This window comes from Nonomuraea sp. NPDC050202, from assembly GCF_040656115.1.
Taxonomy (GTDB): domain Bacteria; phylum Actinomycetota; class Actinomycetes; order Streptosporangiales; family Streptosporangiaceae; genus Nonomuraea.
On sequence record NZ_JBFALF010000003.1, the window covers coordinates 89,500 to 106,451 of the forward strand.

The window sequence follows — 16,952 nt, forward strand, 5'->3', positions numbered from 1 at the left end:
GGTTCCGGTTGTCACGAGCCGGGAGATTTCACCCGGTGTTATGCTGATCCGGATACCAAGCAAGCGCTCGGCTAAGAAGCGTGGAGGTCGCCGGTGGAGCGCGTGGCGGTGCTGGTCATGGAGATGCAGCGGGGCGTGGTCGGCGATCTGACGAAATTTCCGGAGCTGGTGGAGGCGTGCGCGCGCCACGACGTCACCGCCAACGCCGCCCGCCTGCTCCAGGCGGCCCGGCAGGCCGGGTTACCCGTGATCCACTGCACGGCCGCGTTCCGTCCCGACCGGGCCGGCTCCCACGCCGCCAACTGCCCGTTCATCGTCTCCCTGCTCAAGGACCCGCGGCACATGCTGGAGGGCACGCCCGCCACCGAGGTGCTGCCCGGGCTGCGCGAGGACACCGATCTGGAGAGCCGGCGCCACCACGGGTTCTCGCCGTTCACCGGCACCTCGCTCGACATGACGCTGCGCTCGCTGGGCGTCACGTCCGTCGTCGCGCTCGGCGTGTCGCTCAACCTGGGCATCCCCGGCCTGGCGCTGGAGGCGGTGAACCTGGGCTACCGGGTGACCGTCGTCACGGACGCGGTGGCGGGCATCCCGGAGGAGTACGCGCGTGCCGTGCTGAAGCACACGATCAGCCTGCTGGCCACCCGGGCCAGCGCCGCCGACCTGGTCGAGGCGTGGAAGCGATGATGGACGGGTTGCGCCTGGACGGGCGCACGGCGGTGGTGACCGGGGGAGCGGGCGCGATCGGCGCGGCCATCGCCGCCGACCTGACCGCGCTCGGCGCCGAGGTCGTGATCGCCGACGTGGAGCTGACAGGCGTGGGGAACCCGGCGCCGGACGTGGGTCTGGCGGGCGCGGCGAAGCGGGCGATGCACGTGGACCTGGCCTCACCGGCTTCCGTGACGGAGTTCGCGGACGCGGTGGGCGAGGTGGACATCCTCGTGCACAACGCCGGGGTGGCGATCGTGGAGCCGTTCACCGAGAGCGACCCCGCGGGCTGGGAGCTCATGTGGCAGGTCAACCTGCGCGGGCCGATGTTGCTGACCAAGCTGCTCCTGCCCGGCATGATGGCCAGGGGGTGGGGGCGGCTGGTGTTCGTCTCCTCCGACGGGGCCAGGGCCGGCTCCGGCGGCGAGGGGGCGTACGCGGCGACGAAGGCGGGGCTGTTCGGCCTGGCCAAGACGCTCGCCCGCGAGGCCGCCAGGGCGCATGTGACCTCCAACGTGGTCTGCCCGGGGCCGACCGACACGCCCATGCTCCGCCGGGTGTCCGCGGCGGAGCCGGGGCTGGTGGACAGGATCGCGCGGGGCATCCCGCTGCGCCGCCTCGGGACACCCGCCGACGTCGCCGGGCTGGTCGCCTACCTGTGTACGGAACGCGCCGCGTACATCACCGGACAGACCCTGTCGGTGAGCGGCGGCGTGACCATGCACTGAACGGTCATGCGGTCACAACGAGTCGTAGACGGCCTGCAGCAGGCGCATCCCGCGCAGGTTGCCGGAGATCGCGTTGGCCATCCTGTTCATCACGTACCCGATGGCCAGGCCGCGCTCGGGGTCGCCGACCCCCATCGAGCCACCGGCGCCCGAATGGCCGAACGCGCTGCGCGAGGGCACCACGAACGTCATCGACGGCCGCATGAAGCCGAGCCCGAAGGAGGTGTTGAGGTGGAGGACCCGGTCGGGGCCGTTCACCCGGGGCCGCAGCGCCTCCTGGAGGGTCGCGGGCCGCAGGATCTCGCCGGCGATCAGCGCGCGGTAGAACCCGGCCAGCCCCCGGGCGGTGGTGACCATCCCGGCGGCCGGCCAGCCCGCCCGCAGGATCACCGGGTTGTTCGCGCCGCCCTTGAGCAGGTTGATGGCGGGGTTGCCGAGCGCCCGGTTCATCAGGCTGTCCGGGTCGAGCGCCGCCTTGGCCATCTCGTCCAGCACGTTCGCCATCCGCCCGCCTCCCGCCGCCTGGCTTCCCGCGCCGACGGCCTCATCTCCCGTTCCGGCGGACTCGCCTCCTGCTCCGGCAGCCTCGCCTCCCGCCGGCTCGGGGCCGGGGGGCGTCGGCTCGGTGACGGCGGTGACGGCGGTGGCGGTGGTGGCGGTGGTGGCGGGCCGGTCGTTCCGGGTACGCTCGCCGGCCGTGAGCCGCGCCGCCCGCCCGATCACCGAGTCCGGCGCCCCCACCCACAGCTCCAGCCCCAGCGGCCCGGCGATCTCGGCCGACGCCAGCTCGCCCACCGACTTGCCCGTCACCCGCCTGACCACCTCGCCCACCAGGAACCCGTACGTCAGCGCGTGGTACCCGTGCGCCGACCCTGGCTCCCACAGCGGCCGTTGACCGGCGAGCCTGGCCGCGATGGCCGGCTGGTCCTCGAACTCCTCGACCGGCACCGGCTCCTCCAGCGCCGGCAGCCCGGCCTGGTGGCTGAGGAGGTGCTCGACGGTGACCGCCTGCTTGCCGCCCGCCGCGAACTCGGGCCACACCTCGGCGACCGGCGCCGCGACGTCCACCAGCCCCCGCTCCACGAGCTGCAGCAGCACGGCGGCGGTGACCGCCTTGGTGCAGGAGTAGGCGAAGGCGGGCGTGTCCCGCTCCCATGGCCGCCCGGTGTGCCGGTCGGCGACGCCGTCCCACAGGTCCACGACCAGCTCGCCGTCCAGGTGGACGGCGAAGGCCGCGCCCAGCTCCTCGCCGTCGGCGAAATGCCGCTCGAACACCTCGCGTACGCGGGAGAACCGAGGATCGCAGTGCATCAGACCTCCGCAGAGAAAGGGAGCGCTTACTTGGTCACCGAGCCTAACAACTGGGGACGATTCGGCCCAGACGATCAGCGTGGCACCCTGAACCTGCTCACCCCGTCCGTCGTGCTCGACGCCCTGCGCAGCGCCGTCACCGGCGAGGTGCTCAGCCTGGCCATGCCGATCAGGGGCGCCACCTCCTCGCCCGCCCCCGGCACGGTGCCGCACCTGCCGGGCCGGCCGCTGCCGCAGCACTTCATGTCCGTGGACGGCGGCGATTACGCGGCCGGCGCCCGGCCGATCGGCGCCGGCCTGCGGGTGGCCGACGACGCCCTGGTCGTCACCCACCACGGCACCACCACGCACATGGACGCGCTGTGCCACATGTGGTCCGGCGACGAGCTCTACAACGGCCACCCGGCCGCCAGGGTCCGCTCCTACGGGGCCACCAGGTGCGGGATCGAGCACGTGGGCGGGGTGGTGGCCAGGGGGGTGCTGTACGACGTGCCGCGGCGGCTCGGCCTCGATCACCTGCCCGCCGGCCACCGGATCCCGGCCGCGCTGCTGGAGGAGATCGCCGTGCCGCGGGCCGGGGACGTGGCGGTCATCCGTACGGGCTGGCCGGTGGTGTGGGAACGCTCGCGCGAGGAGTACTGGTCGGGCCAGCCAGGGCTGTCGGCGGAGGCGGGGCGGTGGCTGGCGGCGCACGACGTGGCCGCCGTGGCCTCGGACAACGCCGCCATCGGCGGGCTCGACGCGCGCGGGCTGGCCGAGGAGCCGGTCGAGGACGACCTGCATCTGCTGCTGCTCCACCGGCACGGCGTCCACCTCATCGAGATGCTCTGGCTGGAGGAGCTGGCGGCGGCGGGCCGCACGGAGTTCGTGTTCGTGGCGGCGCCGCTGCGGATCGAGGGCGGCACGGGGAGCCCGCTCACCCCGCTCGCCATTTTGTGACCCGGCCTCTCAGTCCCAGGCGACCGGCAGGCACGCGACGCCGTGCACCACGCTGTCCTGCTTGAGCGGCACCTGCGCCGCCGGGACGGCCAGCCGGAGGCCGGGGAAGCGCTCGAACAGCGCGCCGTAGCCGATGCGCAGCTCCATCCTGGCGAGCTGCTGCCCGAGGCACTGGTGCACGCCGTGCCCGAACGACAGGTGCCTGCGCGCCTCCTCGCGACCCGGATCGAGCACGTCCGGCCGGTCGAACAGGCCGGGATCCCGGTTGATCATCAGCAGGGACAGCGCGACGGTCTCGCCCTTCCTCACCAGCGTGCCCGCCACCTCCACGTCCTGCTTGGCGGCCCTGCTGGGCGCGCCGTGCTGCACGATCGCCAGCCAGCGCAGCAGCTCCTCGACCGCGCCCTCCTCGTACGGGAGCCCCGACTCCAGCAGCGCGAACACGCCGAGCGCCAGCATGTTCGCGGTCGTCTCGTGGCCCGCGACGAGCAGGATCATCGACACGTTGATCAGCTCCTCGTCGGTGAGGTCGCCGGTCAGCCCGCTGATCAGGTCGTCATCCGGCTCGGCGCGCTTGCGCCGCACCAGCTCGCCCAGGTAGGCCGCCAGGTCGGCGGACGCCTTGGCCACGTCGCCGTCCGCCGTGAGGAGCTGCAGGCTGCGGTCCTGGAAGAACTCGTGATCCTCGTACGGCACCCCGAGCAGCTCGCAGATGACCATCGACGGGATCGGCAGCGCGTAGGCGCTCACCAGATCCACCGGCGGTCCCGCCGCGGCCATGGCGTCGAGATGGTCGGCGGCGATGCGGGCGACGCGCGGCTCCAGCAGGCGCATCCGGCGCAGCGTGAACTGGCCGGTGAGCAGGCGGCGGTAACGGGTGTGCTCGGGCGGGTCCATGGCGCCGAAGAAGCCCGGGGGCGCGGGGCGTCCTGTCTCGCCGGGCGTGGTGAACCGGACGGGGGCGTGCTTGAGCTCCCGGCGCGCGCTGAACCTGGGGTCGCCGAGCACGGTCCTGGCCGCCTCGGCCGTGGTGGCCAGCCAGCCGAGATGGCCGTCGGGGAACTCCAGCCTGCTCATCGCGGGCAGGCCGCGCAGCTCGGCGGGCGGGTCGAAGGGGCATCGCGGGTCGCGGTCCGTAGGAAATCGCATAATTTTGAGAGTAGACTCTCAAAAGAGAGTTGTATAGTGGTTTGCGGTGGACTCCGGGAAGTGGACGTGGGCCGCCGCACCCCCGAGAATGCGGAGACATGAGTGATCGACCGGGCCTGCGCGAGCGGAAGAAGGCCAAGACGAGGGCGCTGATCCAGAAGGAGGCGCTGCGGCTGTTCCGCGAGCAGGGTTACGCGGCCACGACGGTCGAGCAGGTCGCGGAGGCGGCGGAGGTGGCGCCCAGCACCGTCTTCCGCTACTTCGCCACCAAGGAGGACCTGGTGATCGTCGACCAGTTCCCGCCCTTCGTGGAGGCGCTCGACGAGGTGCCGCCCGACGTGCCGCCCGTGCGGGCCGTGCGGATGGCCATGCGGGCCATGACCGAGGCGCAGACCCCGCAGGAGCGCGCCGACAGCCTGGAGCGGGAGGTGCTCATGCTCACCGTGCCCGAGCTGTGGGCGGCGAGCATCCACAACGTGACCGGCGTGGCCTCGACCCTGCGGGACCGGCTCGCGGCGCGGGAGGGCCGCCCGGCGGACGACCCGGGGATCCGCAACATCACGGGGGCGATCATGGGAGTCATGATCGGCGTCTGGGCCGACTGGGTGAAGGATCACGACATCGACGGGCCGGCCTTGCTCGACGAGGCCCTCGCGCACCTGGAGGCGGGCCTGCCCCTGCCCCGCCCGTGAGCGTTGGGGCCCGTGGTCAGGTGCCCGGGTAGTTGCCGCCGCCGTGGGCGGCGTCCAGGGCGTCGTAGTCGGGGGTGAAGCCGCGCTTGGGGATGCTGTCCACGAACGTCACGTGCCGCGGCTTCTTGTACGCCGCCAGCAGCCCCCTGACGTGCTCGACCAGCTCCTCCTCCGTGGCCTTGGCCTCGGGCTCCAGTGCCACGACGGCCTTGACCGCCTGGTGCCAGCCGGGGTCGGGGACGCCGATGACGGCGGCGTCGGCCACGGCGGGATGCGACTTGAGCGCCCGCTCCACCTCGGCCGGGTAGACGTTCTCGGCCCCGGATTTGATCATCCGGAGCTTGGGGCCGATGAAGGTGATGGTGCCGTCGGGCTCGCGCCGGCCGAGGTCGCCGGTGTGGTGCCAGCCGTACGCCGTCTTTTCCGCATTTAAGTCGGGCCGGGCGAAATATCCGGAAAAGAGGGTCTTGCCGCGGGCGCAGATCTCCCCGGTCTCGCCCACCGGCACCTCGCTGCCGTCCGGAGCCAGGATCCGCACCTGCACCAGCGGCGACGGCCGCCCGGCGAACCCGGCCCCGCCCTCCGCCAGCCCCAGGAACGTGAGCATGCCGCCCACCTCGGTCTGCCCGTACCCGCCCATCTTGGACCGGCACCAGGGCGAGTCGTCCACGGTGATCATGTCGTCCCACTCGGCGGAGTGGGCGACGAACCGCAGCGACGACAGGTCGTACTTGCCGCCCGCGTTCGCCTTGGCGACCGCGTCGATCATCCCGCCGAACAGGAACGCCTGCGTCACCCGCTCGGCGTCGATCAGCCGGCACACCTCCTCGGGGTCGAAGGCGGGGGTGAACACGTTCGTGCCGCCGATCTGCAGCGTGGCCAGGCAGAACATCATGGTGCCGACGTGGAAGAGCGGCCCGTTGTTGAGGAAGGTGAAGCCGGGCTCCATCTGGCGTACGACCAGGAGCGACGTGGCGTGCGCGACGAGCGCGGCATTGCTGAGCAGGGCGGCGCTCGGGCGGCCCGCGAAGGCGGCCGTGTAGAGGGCGAGGACCGGTTCGGTGTCGGCGACCTGGGGGAACTCCCGCCCGGGCGCCTCGGCGATCAGGCGCTCGTACTCCTCGCCCGCCTGGATCCAGCCCGCGTCGCGCAGCGGCTCGGCGGTCTCGGAGGGCTCCCAGAAGACGGCCGCGGGGGTGAGGTCGGAGAGCACGAAGCGCAGCTCGTCCGCCGACTGCCGCCAGTTCGCCGGGCAGCAGATCGCGCCCAGCCGGGAGCAGGCGAGCAGCAGCTCCAGCACCGCGTACGCGTTCTGCCCCAGCCACAGCACCCGGTCGCCGGCGGACACCCCCAGCCGCTCCAGCGCCGCGGCCAGCCGGGTCACCCGCTCGTCCAGCTCGGGATAGGTGAGCCGCAGCTCCCCGTCCACCACCGCCGTCACCTGGGGGCGGCTGCGGGCGTGGTCGGCGAGCACGTCTGACAGGGACAGGCTGTGGATCATCTTCGGTCTCCTTCAGAGGCTCCAAAGGCCGGCATGACTTCGGTGGCGAAGAAGCGCATGACCCGCTTCATGTCCTCCAGCGGCATCGGCCTGGTGCTGCCGAAGTCACACAGCAGGTTGCCGAACCCGGCGTCCCTGAGCAGCGAGATCTGCTCGATCACCCGCGCCGGGTCCCCGATCACCTCCAGCTGCTCCCACCGGAAGTCGGCGGAGAGCGTGCCGCCCTTGAGGTAACGGTCCTGGTAGTACTCGAAGCCCTGGGCGGCCTTGCCGGTCCTGGGGTCGATGGGGGCGCTGCGCTCGTTGAAGATGCGCGAGCGGTCGAACGACGCCTCGAACCGCTCCTGGTCCGCGCGGGCCTGCTCCAGGGTGGGGGCGACGTACACGCTGCGGGCCACCACCAGGTCCGCGGCGTCCGTGTGCCCGGCCTGCGCGGCCGTCGCGCGCCACGTCTCGGCCGCCTGCACGACCTTCCTGAACGGCGCCGCCGGATCGGCCAGGATGGGCAGGCCGCGCTCGGCGTACATGGTCACGGTCTCGGGCGAGACGGCCGCCACGTGCACCGGCGGGTGCGGGCTCTGCAACGGCCTGGGCACCAGCGACACCTCGGCGCCGGTCCTGTAGAACTTCCCCTCGTGCTGGTAGACCTCCTGCGTCCAGAGCCCGACGATCACCTCCAGCGCCTCGTTGAACCGGTCGCGCGCCTCCGCCAGGTCGATCCCGAACCCCTCGAACTCGAAGCTCTGGTACCCCCGCCCGATCCCCAGCTCCAGGCGCCCGCCCGACAGCACGTCGACCTGGGCGGCCTCCTCGGCGACGTGCACGGGGTTGTGCAGCGGCAGCACGACGATGCCGGTGCCGAGCCTGATCCTGGAGGTCCTGGCGGCGGCGTGGGCCAGCATGGTGAACAGGTTGGGCACGACCCCGTAGTCCCTGAAGTGGTGCTCGGCCAGCCGTACCCCGTCGAACCCCAGCTCCTCGGCCAGCTCGATGAGCTCCAGGTGGTAGTCGTAGACGTCCTTGAAGCTCTGCCCGTCGAACCGGTGGAAGAGATGGAAGGTCGAGAACTTCATTCGGCAACCCCTCAGCAGGTAAACCAAGCGCTCGCTTGGGAGCGTATCAGCCGAAATGCTGTTTCGCACCACCCGGCGGAGCCCCTAACGTGGCGCTGTGACCCAAGTGATCGTCCTGAACGGCGGATCCAGCGCCGGTAAGTCGGCGATGGCCAGGAGCCTGCAGGCCGTCCTGCCGGAGCCGTGGCTCAGCATCTCCATCGACGACCTGGTGGACGCCATGCCCGCCGCCATGCAGAGCTCGGACACGGGCATCGAGATCGCCTCCGACGGCGAGGTGAACGTCGGGCCCGGCTTCCGCAAGCTGCAACGGGCGTGGCGGGAAGGGGTCGCCGCGATGGCCCGCGCGGGCGCGCCGGTCATCATCGACGACGTCTTCCTCGGCGGGCCGTCGTCCCAGCAGGAGTGGGAGAAGGCGCTGACCGGCCTGGACGTCCTGTGGGTCGGCGTCAGGTGCGACGTCGCGGTCGCCGCCCGGCGCGAGCTGGCCCGCGCCGACCGGCCCCAGGGGATGGCCGAGCTGCAGGCCGAGGTGGTCCACCAGGGCGTGCGCTACGACGTGGAGGTGGACACCACGGACAAGGAGCCCCTGGAGTGCGCGCGGGCCGTCGCCGCGCACGTCGGGTAGGGCTCAATCCCGCGTCACCACGAGACTGCCCTCGGCGGAAGGCTGCCGGGACGCGCCGCCCGAGGGCCCTACGACGCGGGCGAGCAGCGTCATCGCCACCACCACACCCGTGATCACCGAGAACGCGGCCGGATAGGACAGCCCGTCCGCCATCCACCCCGTGATGGGCGGGGCGACCATCCCCGACAGGTACGTGATCGTGGCCACCCCCGTCACGCCCTCGCTCGCGGTCGTCCCCCTGTTGCCGGCCGCCGCCAGCACCAGCGGCATGACCACCGCCACTCCCAGCCCGACCAGCGCGAACCCGGCGATGCCGAGCGCGGGCGTGCGGGCCGCGACCACCAGCACGCCGCCGAGCGCCGCCACGACGCCGCCCGCGCGGACGGCCGTCACGGGCCCGAGCAGCCGGATGAACCGGTCCCCGACCAGCCGCATGCCGGCCATGCAGAGCATCAGGACGGTGTAGCCCGCCGCGGCCACACCCGGGCCGGCGTCGGTGACCGCCGTGAGGTAGACGGCGGCCCAGTTCGCGCTGGCGCCCTCGGCGAAGACGGCGCAGAAGCCGACCAGGCCGAGGGGCAGGATCGCCCGCGAGGGCAGGGCGAAGCGCCGCGGCGCGGGCGCGCCGGCGGACGCGGCTTCGGAGCGGCCGTCCCGGAGCAGGCCGCGCCCGGCCGCCCCGCCCACGGCGAGCAGCACGGCGGCGACCACGCCGAGGTGGACCCGGGCGTCGATCCCGGCCTGCGCGGCCAGGGTGCCGACGCCGCCTCCGGTCAGGCTGCCCACCGCCCACATGCCGTGCAGCCCGGACATGACGGAGCGGCCGAGATGCCGTTCGAGGGCGACGGCGTGGGCGTTCATCGTGATGTCGGACATGCCCGCGCCGAACCCGAACAGCAACAGGGCGGCGGACAGCCAGAGCGGTGACGGTGACAGCGCGGGCAGGGCCAGCGCCGCGCACCACAGCCCGATCAGCACGCGGGTGGCGCCGCGGCTGCCGAAGCGGTAGGCCACGCGGGCGGCCATGGGCATGCCGATGAAGGCGCCGATGGGCGGGCAGAGCAGCGCCATGCCGAGCGCGCCAGGATCGAGGGCGAGGTGGTCCTGGATCCAGGGCAGGCGGGTGGACAGGGTGCCGGCCACGGCACCGTGCACGGCGAACACGATGGCGATCGCACGATGAGGGCTCATGGGTCGCAAAACTATCAGGCAGGCTTCCTGATGAAAAGAGGTTTTCAGGCAGGCTCCCTGCTTATTATGGGAGGCGTGAAGACCGCGACCCCCGCCATGGCCCGCGCCATCAACGACCGCCTGGCGCTCGACCTGCTGCTCGAACGCGGCCCGCTCACCGCGCCCCAGCTCCGCGAGCTGACCGGGCTGTCCAGGCCCACCGTGTCCGACCTGATCGAGCGCCTCACGCAGGGCGGGCTGATCGAGGTCACGGGCGAGTCGGGCGAGGACCGGCGAGGGCCGAACGCGCGGGTGTACGGCCTGGTGGCGGGGCGCGCCCACGTGGCGGGGGTGGACCTGCGACGCGAGACGATCTCCGTGGCGATCGCCGACATCACCGGGCGGGTGGTGAGCAGCCGGACGCGCCCGGTCGGCGGCGATCTCGTGGAGCTCGTCGCCGAGGTCGTCGCGCAGGCGGCGGGGGAGCGCGCGATCGACAACGTCGTGGTCGGCGCGCCCGGGCTGGTGGCGCCGCGTGACGGCGAGCTGGTGTCGGCCAACGACGTGCCCGGATGGCGCCCCGGGCTGGTGGGAGCCTGGAGCGAGCGGCTCGGCGGGCCGGTGACCCTGGAGAACGAGGTGAACCTGGCCGCCATCGCCGAGCTCCGCACCGGCGCGGCGCAGGGGGCCGAGGACTTCGTGCTGATGTGGGTGGGCGACGGCGTGGGCGCGGCGGTCGTGCTCGGCGGGCGGCTGCGCCGGGGCGTGTCGGGCGGCGCCGGCGAGATCGGGTTCCTTGAGGTGGACGGCACCGCGTTCTGCAACCTGGTCACCGAGAGCGTGGCGAGCAGGCTCGGCCGCGCGGAGTTCGCCGCGCGCATGGCCAAGGGCGCCTTCGCGTTCGTCACGCTCCTGGATCCCGGGCTCGTCGTGCTGGGCGGGGAGGCCGGACAGGCAGGCGGCGACGAGCTGGCCGCCGAGGTGGCCGCGCGGCTACGGGAGCTGTCCCCCGCGCCGACCGAGGTGCGTGCCAGCACGGTGGAGGGCAACGCGGTGCTCCAGGGTGCCGTGCTGACGGCCCTCGACCGGGCGCGCGACCACGTTTTCGGCTGAGGGTGAGAGCGCTCTCACCCCGCTTCAGGCCAGCGCCGTGATCAGGCCCATCGTCAGCGCCGTGCGCTCCGGGATGTGCTCGATCACCACGTGCTCGTGCCGCGCGTGCGCCCCGTCGCCCACCGCGCCCATGCCGTCCAGCACCGGCCGTCCCAGCGCCGAGACGAAGTTGCCGTCGCTGGCACCGCCTACGGCCGCCTCGTCCAGCAGCCAGCCGAAGCCGGCCGCCACCTCCTGGGCCTGCTTGAACAGCTGCTGGGAGGCGGGGTTCTGGACCATCGGGGGCCGGTTCCACTCCCCGGTTGCGCAGATCTTGATGCGCGGGTCCGAGGCGCGCAGGGCCGCGAGGACGTCGTCGATCCGCCCCATCTCCGCGGGATCCGTGACGCGCACGTCCACGCCGCACGTGGCGCGCCCGGCGGTGACGTTGCGCCCGGTGCCGCCGCTGATCAGGCCGACGTTCACGGTGGTGCCGCGCTCGCGCGAGCCCGCCCGCGCCAGCGTGGTGACGATCCCGGCCAGCGCGTGGACGGCGCTGGCCCCCGCGTACGGATCCAGCCCCGCGTGCGCCTCCACCCCGGTCACGGTCACGTTGAACAGCCCCACCCCCTTGCGCGCGGTCTTCAGCGCCCCGTCCATGGACGCCTCGAAGACCAGCGTCGCCAGCGCGTCCTCACTGGCAGCCTCGATGTGCTCGCGCGAGGCCGGGCTGCCGATCTCCTCGTCGCCGTTGAACAGGAACCGCACGCCCGGATGCGGCAGCCCCAGCTCCCGCAGCCCGCGCAGCGCCCAGATGGACTGCACCAGCCCCGTCTTCATGTCGAACACGCCCGGCCCCGTCGCCTTGCCCTCCAGCACCGCGAACGGCCAGCCCGCCAGCGTGCCCGTCGGCCAGACCGTGTCGTAGTGGCTGAGCAGGAGCACGGTCCCCGGCGCGGTGCCCCGGTAGTAGAGCTCCAGGACGTCGCCGTGCCCGCCGCCCTCGTGCAGGATCTCGTCGTCCGGTGTCCCCAGGTGCCCGACCGCCCGCGCGCGGATCTCGCGCAGCCCCCTGACCAGCATGACCTTGTCGTAGCTGTGGGTCTCCACCTCCACCACGGCCCTGAGGTCGTCGAGCATGGCCGGCAGGGCCCGCCGGGCCCAGTCGGTGATCAACACGAGATTCCTTTCACGATGGTCAGGGGACGGGCGCTCCGGGGCCGAGCGGGATGCCGAGCCCCCAGAACACGAAGAACAGCAGCGTCCAGACGACGAGCAGGGTGAACGCGAGCGGGATCGTCATCGAGGCGAGCGTGCCGATCCCGGCGGAGCGGCGGTAGCGCTGGAGGAAGCCGAGCGCCATCACGAAGTACGGGCTCATCGGCGTGATCGCGTTCGTGCACGAGTCGGCGATGCGGTAGAGCGCCTGGGTGTACTCGGGCGGGATGTCCAGCAGCATGAGCATCGGCACGAACACCGGCCCGACCAGCGCCCACTGGGCCGAGCCGCTGGTCACCACCAGGTTGATGACGGTGACCACGAGCAGGATGCCGAGGAACACCACGGGCCCGCTCACCCCGGCCGACCTCAGCAGGCCGGCCCCGTCGATGGCGATGATCTCGCCGATGCCGGTCCACTTGAAGTAGGCGAGGAACTGCGAGATCGCGAAGAACAGCACCAGGATCGGCGCCATCTCCCGCAGGCCGTGCGCCATGAAGGCCGGGATGTCCCGGCTGCCGGTGACGGTGCCGGCGGCCTTGCCGTACGCCCAGCCGACGGCCAGGAACGCCAGCCCGAGGAAGACCGCGATCGAGGTGAGCAGCGGCGACTGCACGATGCTGCCGCCCTCGCCGCGCAGCGGCGAGCCCGCGGGCAGTACCGCGGCCGCCAGCGCGACGGCGAACACCACGAGCGTGACGAGCGCGGCCCGCAGCCCGCGCCGCTCCCCGGCGCCCAGGGTCAGCGAGCCGAGGTCGTCCTCGTCGGCGTCGGGGTCGACGGGCATCGACTCGACGCGCCGCGCCAGCACCCGCTCGGTCACCAGCGTGATCACGGCGGCCAGCACGAGGGACGAGGCCAGCGAGAAGAAGTAGTTGGCCAGCGGCGTGACCAGGTAGGCCGGGTCGATGGTGTGCGCCGCGGCCGTGGTGAGCCCGGACAGGATGGCGTCCGTCGGCGTGACCAGCGGGCTGGCGTCGTACCCCGCCGAGATCGACACGAACGCCACCACGATCCCGAGGATCGGGCTGCGCCCCACCGCGCGGAAGGCCAGCGCGCCGAGCGGGATGAGCACCACGTACGCGGCGTCGGAGGCCACGTGCGCCACCATGCCGGTGAAGGCCAGCGCGAACGTCACCCACTTCGGCGACACCCTCGACACCCCGGAGCGCAGCACCGCGGCCAGCAGCCCCGAGCGCTCCGCCACCGCGACGCCGAGCATGACGACCAGGATCGTGCCGAGCGGCGGGAAGGAGGTGTAGTTGTCGATCGCGTCGCCGACCATCATCCGCACGCCCTCGTCGGACAGCAGGCTCCTGGCCGCGACGGTCTTGCCGGTCGCCGGGTTGACCGCCGACACCCCGGCCGCCGCCAGCGCCCAGCTCACCAGGGACAGCAGCACGCTCAGGATGACGAACAGCCAGAACGGATGCGGCAGCTTGTTGCCCAGCCGCTCGATGCCGCCGAGCACCCCGAGCAGCACGTTCAGCGGTCGCGAACCCGTCACCGACTCCGACGTGCTCATGGGGGGCCGTCTCCTTCCCGCATTTCGGTCACCCATTACACGGGGTCAGGAGACGTCCTGACAAGTCGGAACCGGTAACGATGCGCGATCAGGTGGTGGCCGACGGCTCCCGGAGCGGCAGCCGTACCTCGAACCAGGTCTCGCCGGGAACCGAGCGCACCTTGATCTCGCCGCCGTGCCGGCCGGCCACGATCCGGTAGGAGATGTCCAGGCCGAGGCCCGTGCCCTCGCCCACGCTCTTGGTGGTGAAGAACGGCTCGAAGATGCGGTCCTTGATCGCCTCGGGCACGCCGGGGCCGGTGTCGCCGATCTCGACGATCGCCTCGTCCTCGTCGTACGCGGTGCGGACGGTCAGCGTGCCCTCCTGCCCCATCGCGTCGAGGGCGTTGTGGATGAGGTTCGTCCAGACCTGGTTGAGCTCGCCCGCGTAGCAGGGGATCTCGGGCAGCGTGCGGTCGTAGTCGGTGACCACGCTGATGCCCGGCGGGATCTTGCCGCGGAAGATCGCCACCGTGCTGTCGAGCAGCTCGTGCACGTTCACCTGCTGGAACGGGGCGCGGTCCATCTGGGAGTACTGCTTGGCCGAGCGGATCAGCGTCGTGATGCGCTCGGTCGCCTCGGTCACCTCGTTGAGCATCTGCGAGATCTCGATGGCCTCGGCCAGCCAGTGCAGCGCCTTCGGCGTGTGCTCCGCGCCCACCTTGGTGCGGATCTTCTGCAGGTACGCGCTGGTGAAACCGGCGTTGACCAGCGCCGGGGCCAGCTCCCACGCGTCCTCGACGCCCACCTCCTCCAGCGCCTCGCCCAGCTCGTCCTCGGCGTCGGAGATCTCCAGCGGCGAGCGCTTGTCCGGCTGGCCCAGGTTGCTCGTGCACGCCTCCTGCGCCTCGATCAGCGCGCGCAGCTTGTCGGGCGGGATGCCGTCCTCGGCGAGCTGGGCGAGCTGGAAACGCGAGGTCTTGATCAGCGAGCGCAGCTCGCTCACCGCCCGCACGGCCGCCGCCGCCGGGTTGTTGAGCTCGTGCGTGAGCCCGGCCGTGATCGTGCCGAGCGCGGTCAGCCGCTGCCGCCGGTCGATGATCTCCCGCTGCATGCGCCCGCCGGACAGCAGCCCGTCGAGCAGGTGCATCGCCATCGGGAACCACTCGGCCACGATGTAGGCGAACTTCCTGGCGGGCAGCATGAACATCCGCGAGGGCGCGGTGGCGCGCAGCGTGTGCTGGTAGGTCTGCGGCGCCCGGTCACCGAGGTAGGCCGAGGTGGCCCCGCCGTAGACGCCGGGCTGCGACGTGCGGGGCATGGCGACGGTGCCCGCGCTGACCGTCTCGTTGATCATCTGGATCTCGCCTTCGAGCAGCACCGCGAAGCACTCGGCCGGCTCGCCCTGCCGGACGATGTCCTCGTCCTGCGCGTAGGTCTGCACCGCGCCGCTCATCGCCAGCTTGGTGAGCTGCTCGTCGGACAACCGCTCGAAGAGGAAGAGCTTGCGCAGCTCGTCTATGTCGATCATTGCTTCTCCAGGTACCGATGCACGAGCGCGACGGCCATCGCGCCCTCCCCGACGGCGGAGGCCACCCGCTTGATCGATTCGGCGCGCACGTCGCCCGCGGCCAGCACCCCCGGCACGTTCGTCTCCAGGAAGTACGGCTCGCGCCGCAGCGGCCAGTTGCGCGGCCGCCGCCCGCCCTGCACCAGGTCGGGCCCGGTCAGCACGAACCCGCGCGCGTCCCGCTCGATCGTCTCGCCCAGCCACGACGTGTACGGCTCGGCCCCGATGAACACGAACAGCCACTGCGCGTCCACCGTGCGCTCCTCGCCCTTCGTGGACAGCGTCAGCCGCTCCAGGTGCCCCTCACCGCTCCCGCCGGCCACCTGCGTCTCCAGGTGCACCTCGATGTTGGGGATCGCGGCGATCTGCTCGATGAGGTAGTAGGACATGGACTTCTCCAAACCATCACTCCTCACCAACAAGTGAACCTTGCTCGCGAATCCCGACAGGTAGACGGCCGCCTGCCCCGCCGAGTTGGCCGCGCCCACGATGAACACCTCGGTGTTCTTGCAGGCCGGCGCCTCGGTCAGCGCGGCGCCGTAGAAGACGCCGCGACCCACGAACTCGTCCAGCCCCGGCGCCTCCAGCCGCCGGTAGGTGACGCCGGTGGCCAGAATCACCGCGTGCGCCGCGATCTCCCCGCCGTCCTTGAACCCGATCACCCGCGCCTGGCCGCGCGGCTCCAGGCTCGTCACCTTCCGCGCCGTCAGCAGCTCCGCCCCGAACTTCAGCGCCTGCCTGCGGGCCCTGTCGGCGAGCTGCTGGCCGGACACGCCGTCGGGGAAGCCCAGATAGTTCTCGATCCTGGAGCTCTGGCCCGCCTGCCCGCCCGAGGAGTACGCCTCGACCAGCACGGTGTTCAGCCCCTCCGAGGCGCCGTACACGGCCGCGCCCAGCCCGGCGGGGCCGCCGCCCACCACGATCAGGTCGTAGAAGTCGGTGGCCGGCGTGGTCGACAGCCCCACCGCGGTGGCCAGCGTCGCCTGGTCGGGCGACTCCAGCGTGGTGCCGTCGGACGTCACCACCAGCGGCAGATGACAACCCTCGCCCGCCGCCTTCACCAGCTGCGCGCCCTCCGGGTCCTCCGCCAGCATCCACTGGTACGGCACGTGGTTGCGGGCCAGGAAGTCACGCACCCGGTACGACTGCGCCGACCACCGGTCGCCCACCACCCGCAGCTCGGCCCGCTCCACCCGGTCGGTGCGCAGCCAGGCGTCGAGCTGCCCGTCCATCACCGGATAGAACTTCTCCTCCGGCGGGTCCCACGGCTTGAGCAGGTAATGGTCCAGATCGACGACGTTGATCGCCTGGATCGCCGCGTCGGTGTCGGCGTAGGCGGTCAGCAGCACGCGGCGCGCGTACGGATACAGGTCCATCGCGGCCTCGAGGAACTGCACGCCGTTCATCTGCGGCATCCGGTAGTCGGCCAGGATCGCTGCCACCTCGTCGCCGCGCAACCGCATCTCCCGCACCGCGTCGATGCCGTCCCTGGCGGTCTCCGCGCGCACGATCCGGTATTCCTGCCCGTAACGGCGCCTCAGGTCGCGGGCGACCGCCCGCGAGACGCCTGGATCATCATCCACCGTCACGATGACCGGCTTGTCCATGCCCCACGCCCTTCTTCAAGGTCTTCCTCCTCAGAGGATGTCATGTACCCCCGTGTGGGTGA

At 72.1% G+C, this 16,952-nt stretch carries 15 protein-coding genes; 6 read left to right on the top strand and 9 right to left on the bottom strand.

Annotated elements, in window-relative coordinates:
- Nucleotides 1-93: 93 nt before the first annotated feature.
- Nucleotides 94-687: an isochorismatase family cysteine hydrolase gene (locus tag AB0I79_RS10445; protein WP_357869908.1), complete on the top strand. Its 594-nt coding sequence runs from the start codon at nucleotides 94-96 to the stop codon at nucleotides 685-687.
- Entirely contained in the window at nucleotides 687-1,436 is a 750-nt protein-coding gene (locus tag AB0I79_RS10450; protein ID WP_357871616.1) for an SDR family NAD(P)-dependent oxidoreductase, read from the top strand. Before AB0I79_RS10445 ends, AB0I79_RS10450 begins: the two co-directional genes overlap by 1 nt.
- Before the next feature lie 12 nt (nucleotides 1,437-1,448).
- Here AB0I79_RS10450 and AB0I79_RS10455 read toward each other — a convergent pair whose 3' ends face one another.
- Nucleotides 1,449-2,747: a serine hydrolase domain-containing protein gene (locus AB0I79_RS10455; RefSeq protein ID WP_357869910.1), complete on the bottom strand. Its 1,299-nt coding sequence runs from the start codon at nucleotides 2,745-2,747 to the stop codon at nucleotides 1,449-1,451.
- Between the two features lie 30 nt (nucleotides 2,748-2,777).
- Here AB0I79_RS10455 and AB0I79_RS10460 point away from each other — a divergent pair, with 30 nt between their 5' ends.
- Nucleotides 2,778-3,686 (top strand): cyclase family protein, encoded by a 909-nt coding sequence (locus tag AB0I79_RS10460; protein WP_357869913.1) that lies wholly within the window; start codon nucleotides 2,778-2,780, stop codon nucleotides 3,684-3,686.
- 9 nt (nucleotides 3,687-3,695) lie between these two features.
- Here AB0I79_RS10460 and AB0I79_RS10465 read toward each other — a convergent pair whose 3' ends face one another.
- The gene (locus AB0I79_RS10465) at nucleotides 3,696-4,835 is read right to left on the bottom strand and encodes a cytochrome P450 (protein WP_357869917.1); all 1,140 of its coding nucleotides are present in this window, start codon (nucleotides 4,833-4,835) and stop codon (nucleotides 3,696-3,698) included.
- A 98-nt stretch (nucleotides 4,836-4,933) separates the two neighbouring features.
- Between AB0I79_RS10465 and AB0I79_RS10470 the strand changes: the two genes are divergently transcribed.
- On the top strand, nucleotides 4,934-5,527 hold the full coding sequence (locus tag AB0I79_RS10470; RefSeq protein ID WP_357869919.1) for a TetR family transcriptional regulator: 594 nt from the start codon (nucleotides 4,934-4,936) through the stop codon (nucleotides 5,525-5,527).
- A gap of 16 nt (nucleotides 5,528-5,543) precedes the next feature.
- On the opposite strand, the gene AB0I79_RS10475 is transcribed toward AB0I79_RS10470, so the two are convergent.
- The gene (locus AB0I79_RS10475; protein ID WP_357869922.1) at nucleotides 5,544-7,028 is read right to left on the bottom strand and encodes an AMP-binding protein; all 1,485 of its coding nucleotides are present in this window, start codon (nucleotides 7,026-7,028) and stop codon (nucleotides 5,544-5,546) included.
- On the bottom strand, nucleotides 7,025-8,101 hold the full coding sequence (locus AB0I79_RS10480; protein ID WP_357869925.1) for an LLM class flavin-dependent oxidoreductase: 1,077 nt from the start codon (nucleotides 8,099-8,101) through the stop codon (nucleotides 7,025-7,027). The genes AB0I79_RS10475 and AB0I79_RS10480 overlap by 4 nt, the downstream gene beginning before the upstream one ends.
- A gap of 97 nt (nucleotides 8,102-8,198) precedes the next feature.
- Here AB0I79_RS10480 and cpt point away from each other — a divergent pair, with 97 nt between their 5' ends.
- The gene (gene cpt, locus AB0I79_RS10485; RefSeq protein WP_357869928.1) at nucleotides 8,199-8,729 is read left to right on the top strand and encodes a chloramphenicol phosphotransferase CPT; all 531 of its coding nucleotides are present in this window, start codon (nucleotides 8,199-8,201) and stop codon (nucleotides 8,727-8,729) included.
- 3 nt (nucleotides 8,730-8,732) lie between these two features.
- Here the strand turns inward: cpt and AB0I79_RS10490 are convergent, their stop codons facing one another.
- Entirely contained in the window at nucleotides 8,733-9,920 is a 1,188-nt protein-coding gene (locus AB0I79_RS10490) for an MFS transporter (RefSeq protein WP_357869931.1), read from the bottom strand.
- A gap of 75 nt (nucleotides 9,921-9,995) precedes the next feature.
- Between AB0I79_RS10490 and AB0I79_RS10495 the strand changes: the two genes are divergently transcribed.
- The gene (locus tag AB0I79_RS10495; RefSeq protein ID WP_357869934.1) at nucleotides 9,996-11,012 is read left to right on the top strand and encodes an ROK family transcriptional regulator; all 1,017 of its coding nucleotides are present in this window, start codon (nucleotides 9,996-9,998) and stop codon (nucleotides 11,010-11,012) included.
- A 24-nt stretch (nucleotides 11,013-11,036) separates the two neighbouring features.
- On the opposite strand, the gene AB0I79_RS10500 is transcribed toward AB0I79_RS10495, so the two are convergent.
- From AB0I79_RS10500 to AB0I79_RS10515, 4 genes are all read right to left on the bottom strand, one after another.
- Complete coding sequence (locus tag AB0I79_RS10500; protein ID WP_357869937.1) at nucleotides 11,037-12,170, bottom strand: M20 family metallopeptidase; 1,134 nt, start codon at nucleotides 12,168-12,170, stop codon at nucleotides 11,037-11,039.
- Between the two features lie 19 nt (nucleotides 12,171-12,189).
- On the bottom strand, nucleotides 12,190-13,734 hold the full coding sequence (locus AB0I79_RS10505) for an AbgT family transporter (protein ID WP_357869940.1): 1,545 nt from the start codon (nucleotides 13,732-13,734) through the stop codon (nucleotides 12,190-12,192).
- 88 nt (nucleotides 13,735-13,822) lie between these two features.
- A complete protein-coding gene (locus tag AB0I79_RS10510) occupies nucleotides 13,823-15,244 on the bottom strand; it encodes an ATP-binding protein (protein ID WP_357869943.1) in 1,422 nt (473 codons plus the stop codon).
- Complete coding sequence (locus AB0I79_RS10515; protein ID WP_357869946.1) at nucleotides 15,241-16,890, bottom strand: FAD-dependent oxidoreductase; 1,650 nt, start codon at nucleotides 16,888-16,890, stop codon at nucleotides 15,241-15,243. The genes AB0I79_RS10510 and AB0I79_RS10515 overlap by 4 nt, the downstream gene beginning before the upstream one ends.
- Between the last annotated feature and the right edge of the window lie 62 nt (nucleotides 16,891-16,952).

Bases quoted from the DNA above. Each gene is read 5' to 3' on its own strand.
- AB0I79_RS10465 (WP_357869917.1), bottom strand. From the start codon at position 4,835: ATGCGATTTCCTACGGACCGCGACCCGCGATGCCCCTTCGACCCGCCC.
- AB0I79_RS10480 (WP_357869925.1), bottom strand. From the start codon at position 8,101: ATGAAGTTCTCGACCTTCCATCTCTTCCACCGGTTCGACGGGCAGAGC.
- AB0I79_RS10505 (WP_357869940.1), bottom strand. From the start codon at position 13,734: ATGAGCACGTCGGAGTCGGTGACGGGTTCGCGACCGCTGAACGTGCTG.
- AB0I79_RS10475 (WP_357869922.1), bottom strand. From the start codon at position 7,028: ATGATCCACAGCCTGTCCCTGTCAGACGTGCTCGCCGACCACGCCCGC.
- AB0I79_RS10490 (WP_357869931.1), bottom strand. From the start codon at position 9,920: ATGAGCCCTCATCGTGCGATCGCCATCGTGTTCGCCGTGCACGGTGCC.
- AB0I79_RS10455 (WP_357869910.1), bottom strand. From the start codon at position 2,747: ATGCACTGCGATCCTCGGTTCTCCCGCGTACGCGAGGTGTTCGAGCGG.
- AB0I79_RS10470 (WP_357869919.1), top strand. From the start codon at position 4,934: ATGAGTGATCGACCGGGCCTGCGCGAGCGGAAGAAGGCCAAGACGAGG.
- AB0I79_RS10510 (WP_357869943.1), bottom strand. From the start codon at position 15,244: ATGATCGACATAGACGAGCTGCGCAAGCTCTTCCTCTTCGAGCGGTTG.
- AB0I79_RS10450 (WP_357871616.1), top strand. From the start codon at position 687: ATGGACGGGTTGCGCCTGGACGGGCGCACGGCGGTGGTGACCGGGGGA.
- AB0I79_RS10515 (WP_357869946.1), bottom strand. From the start codon at position 16,890: ATGGACAAGCCGGTCATCGTGACGGTGGATGATGATCCAGGCGTCTCG.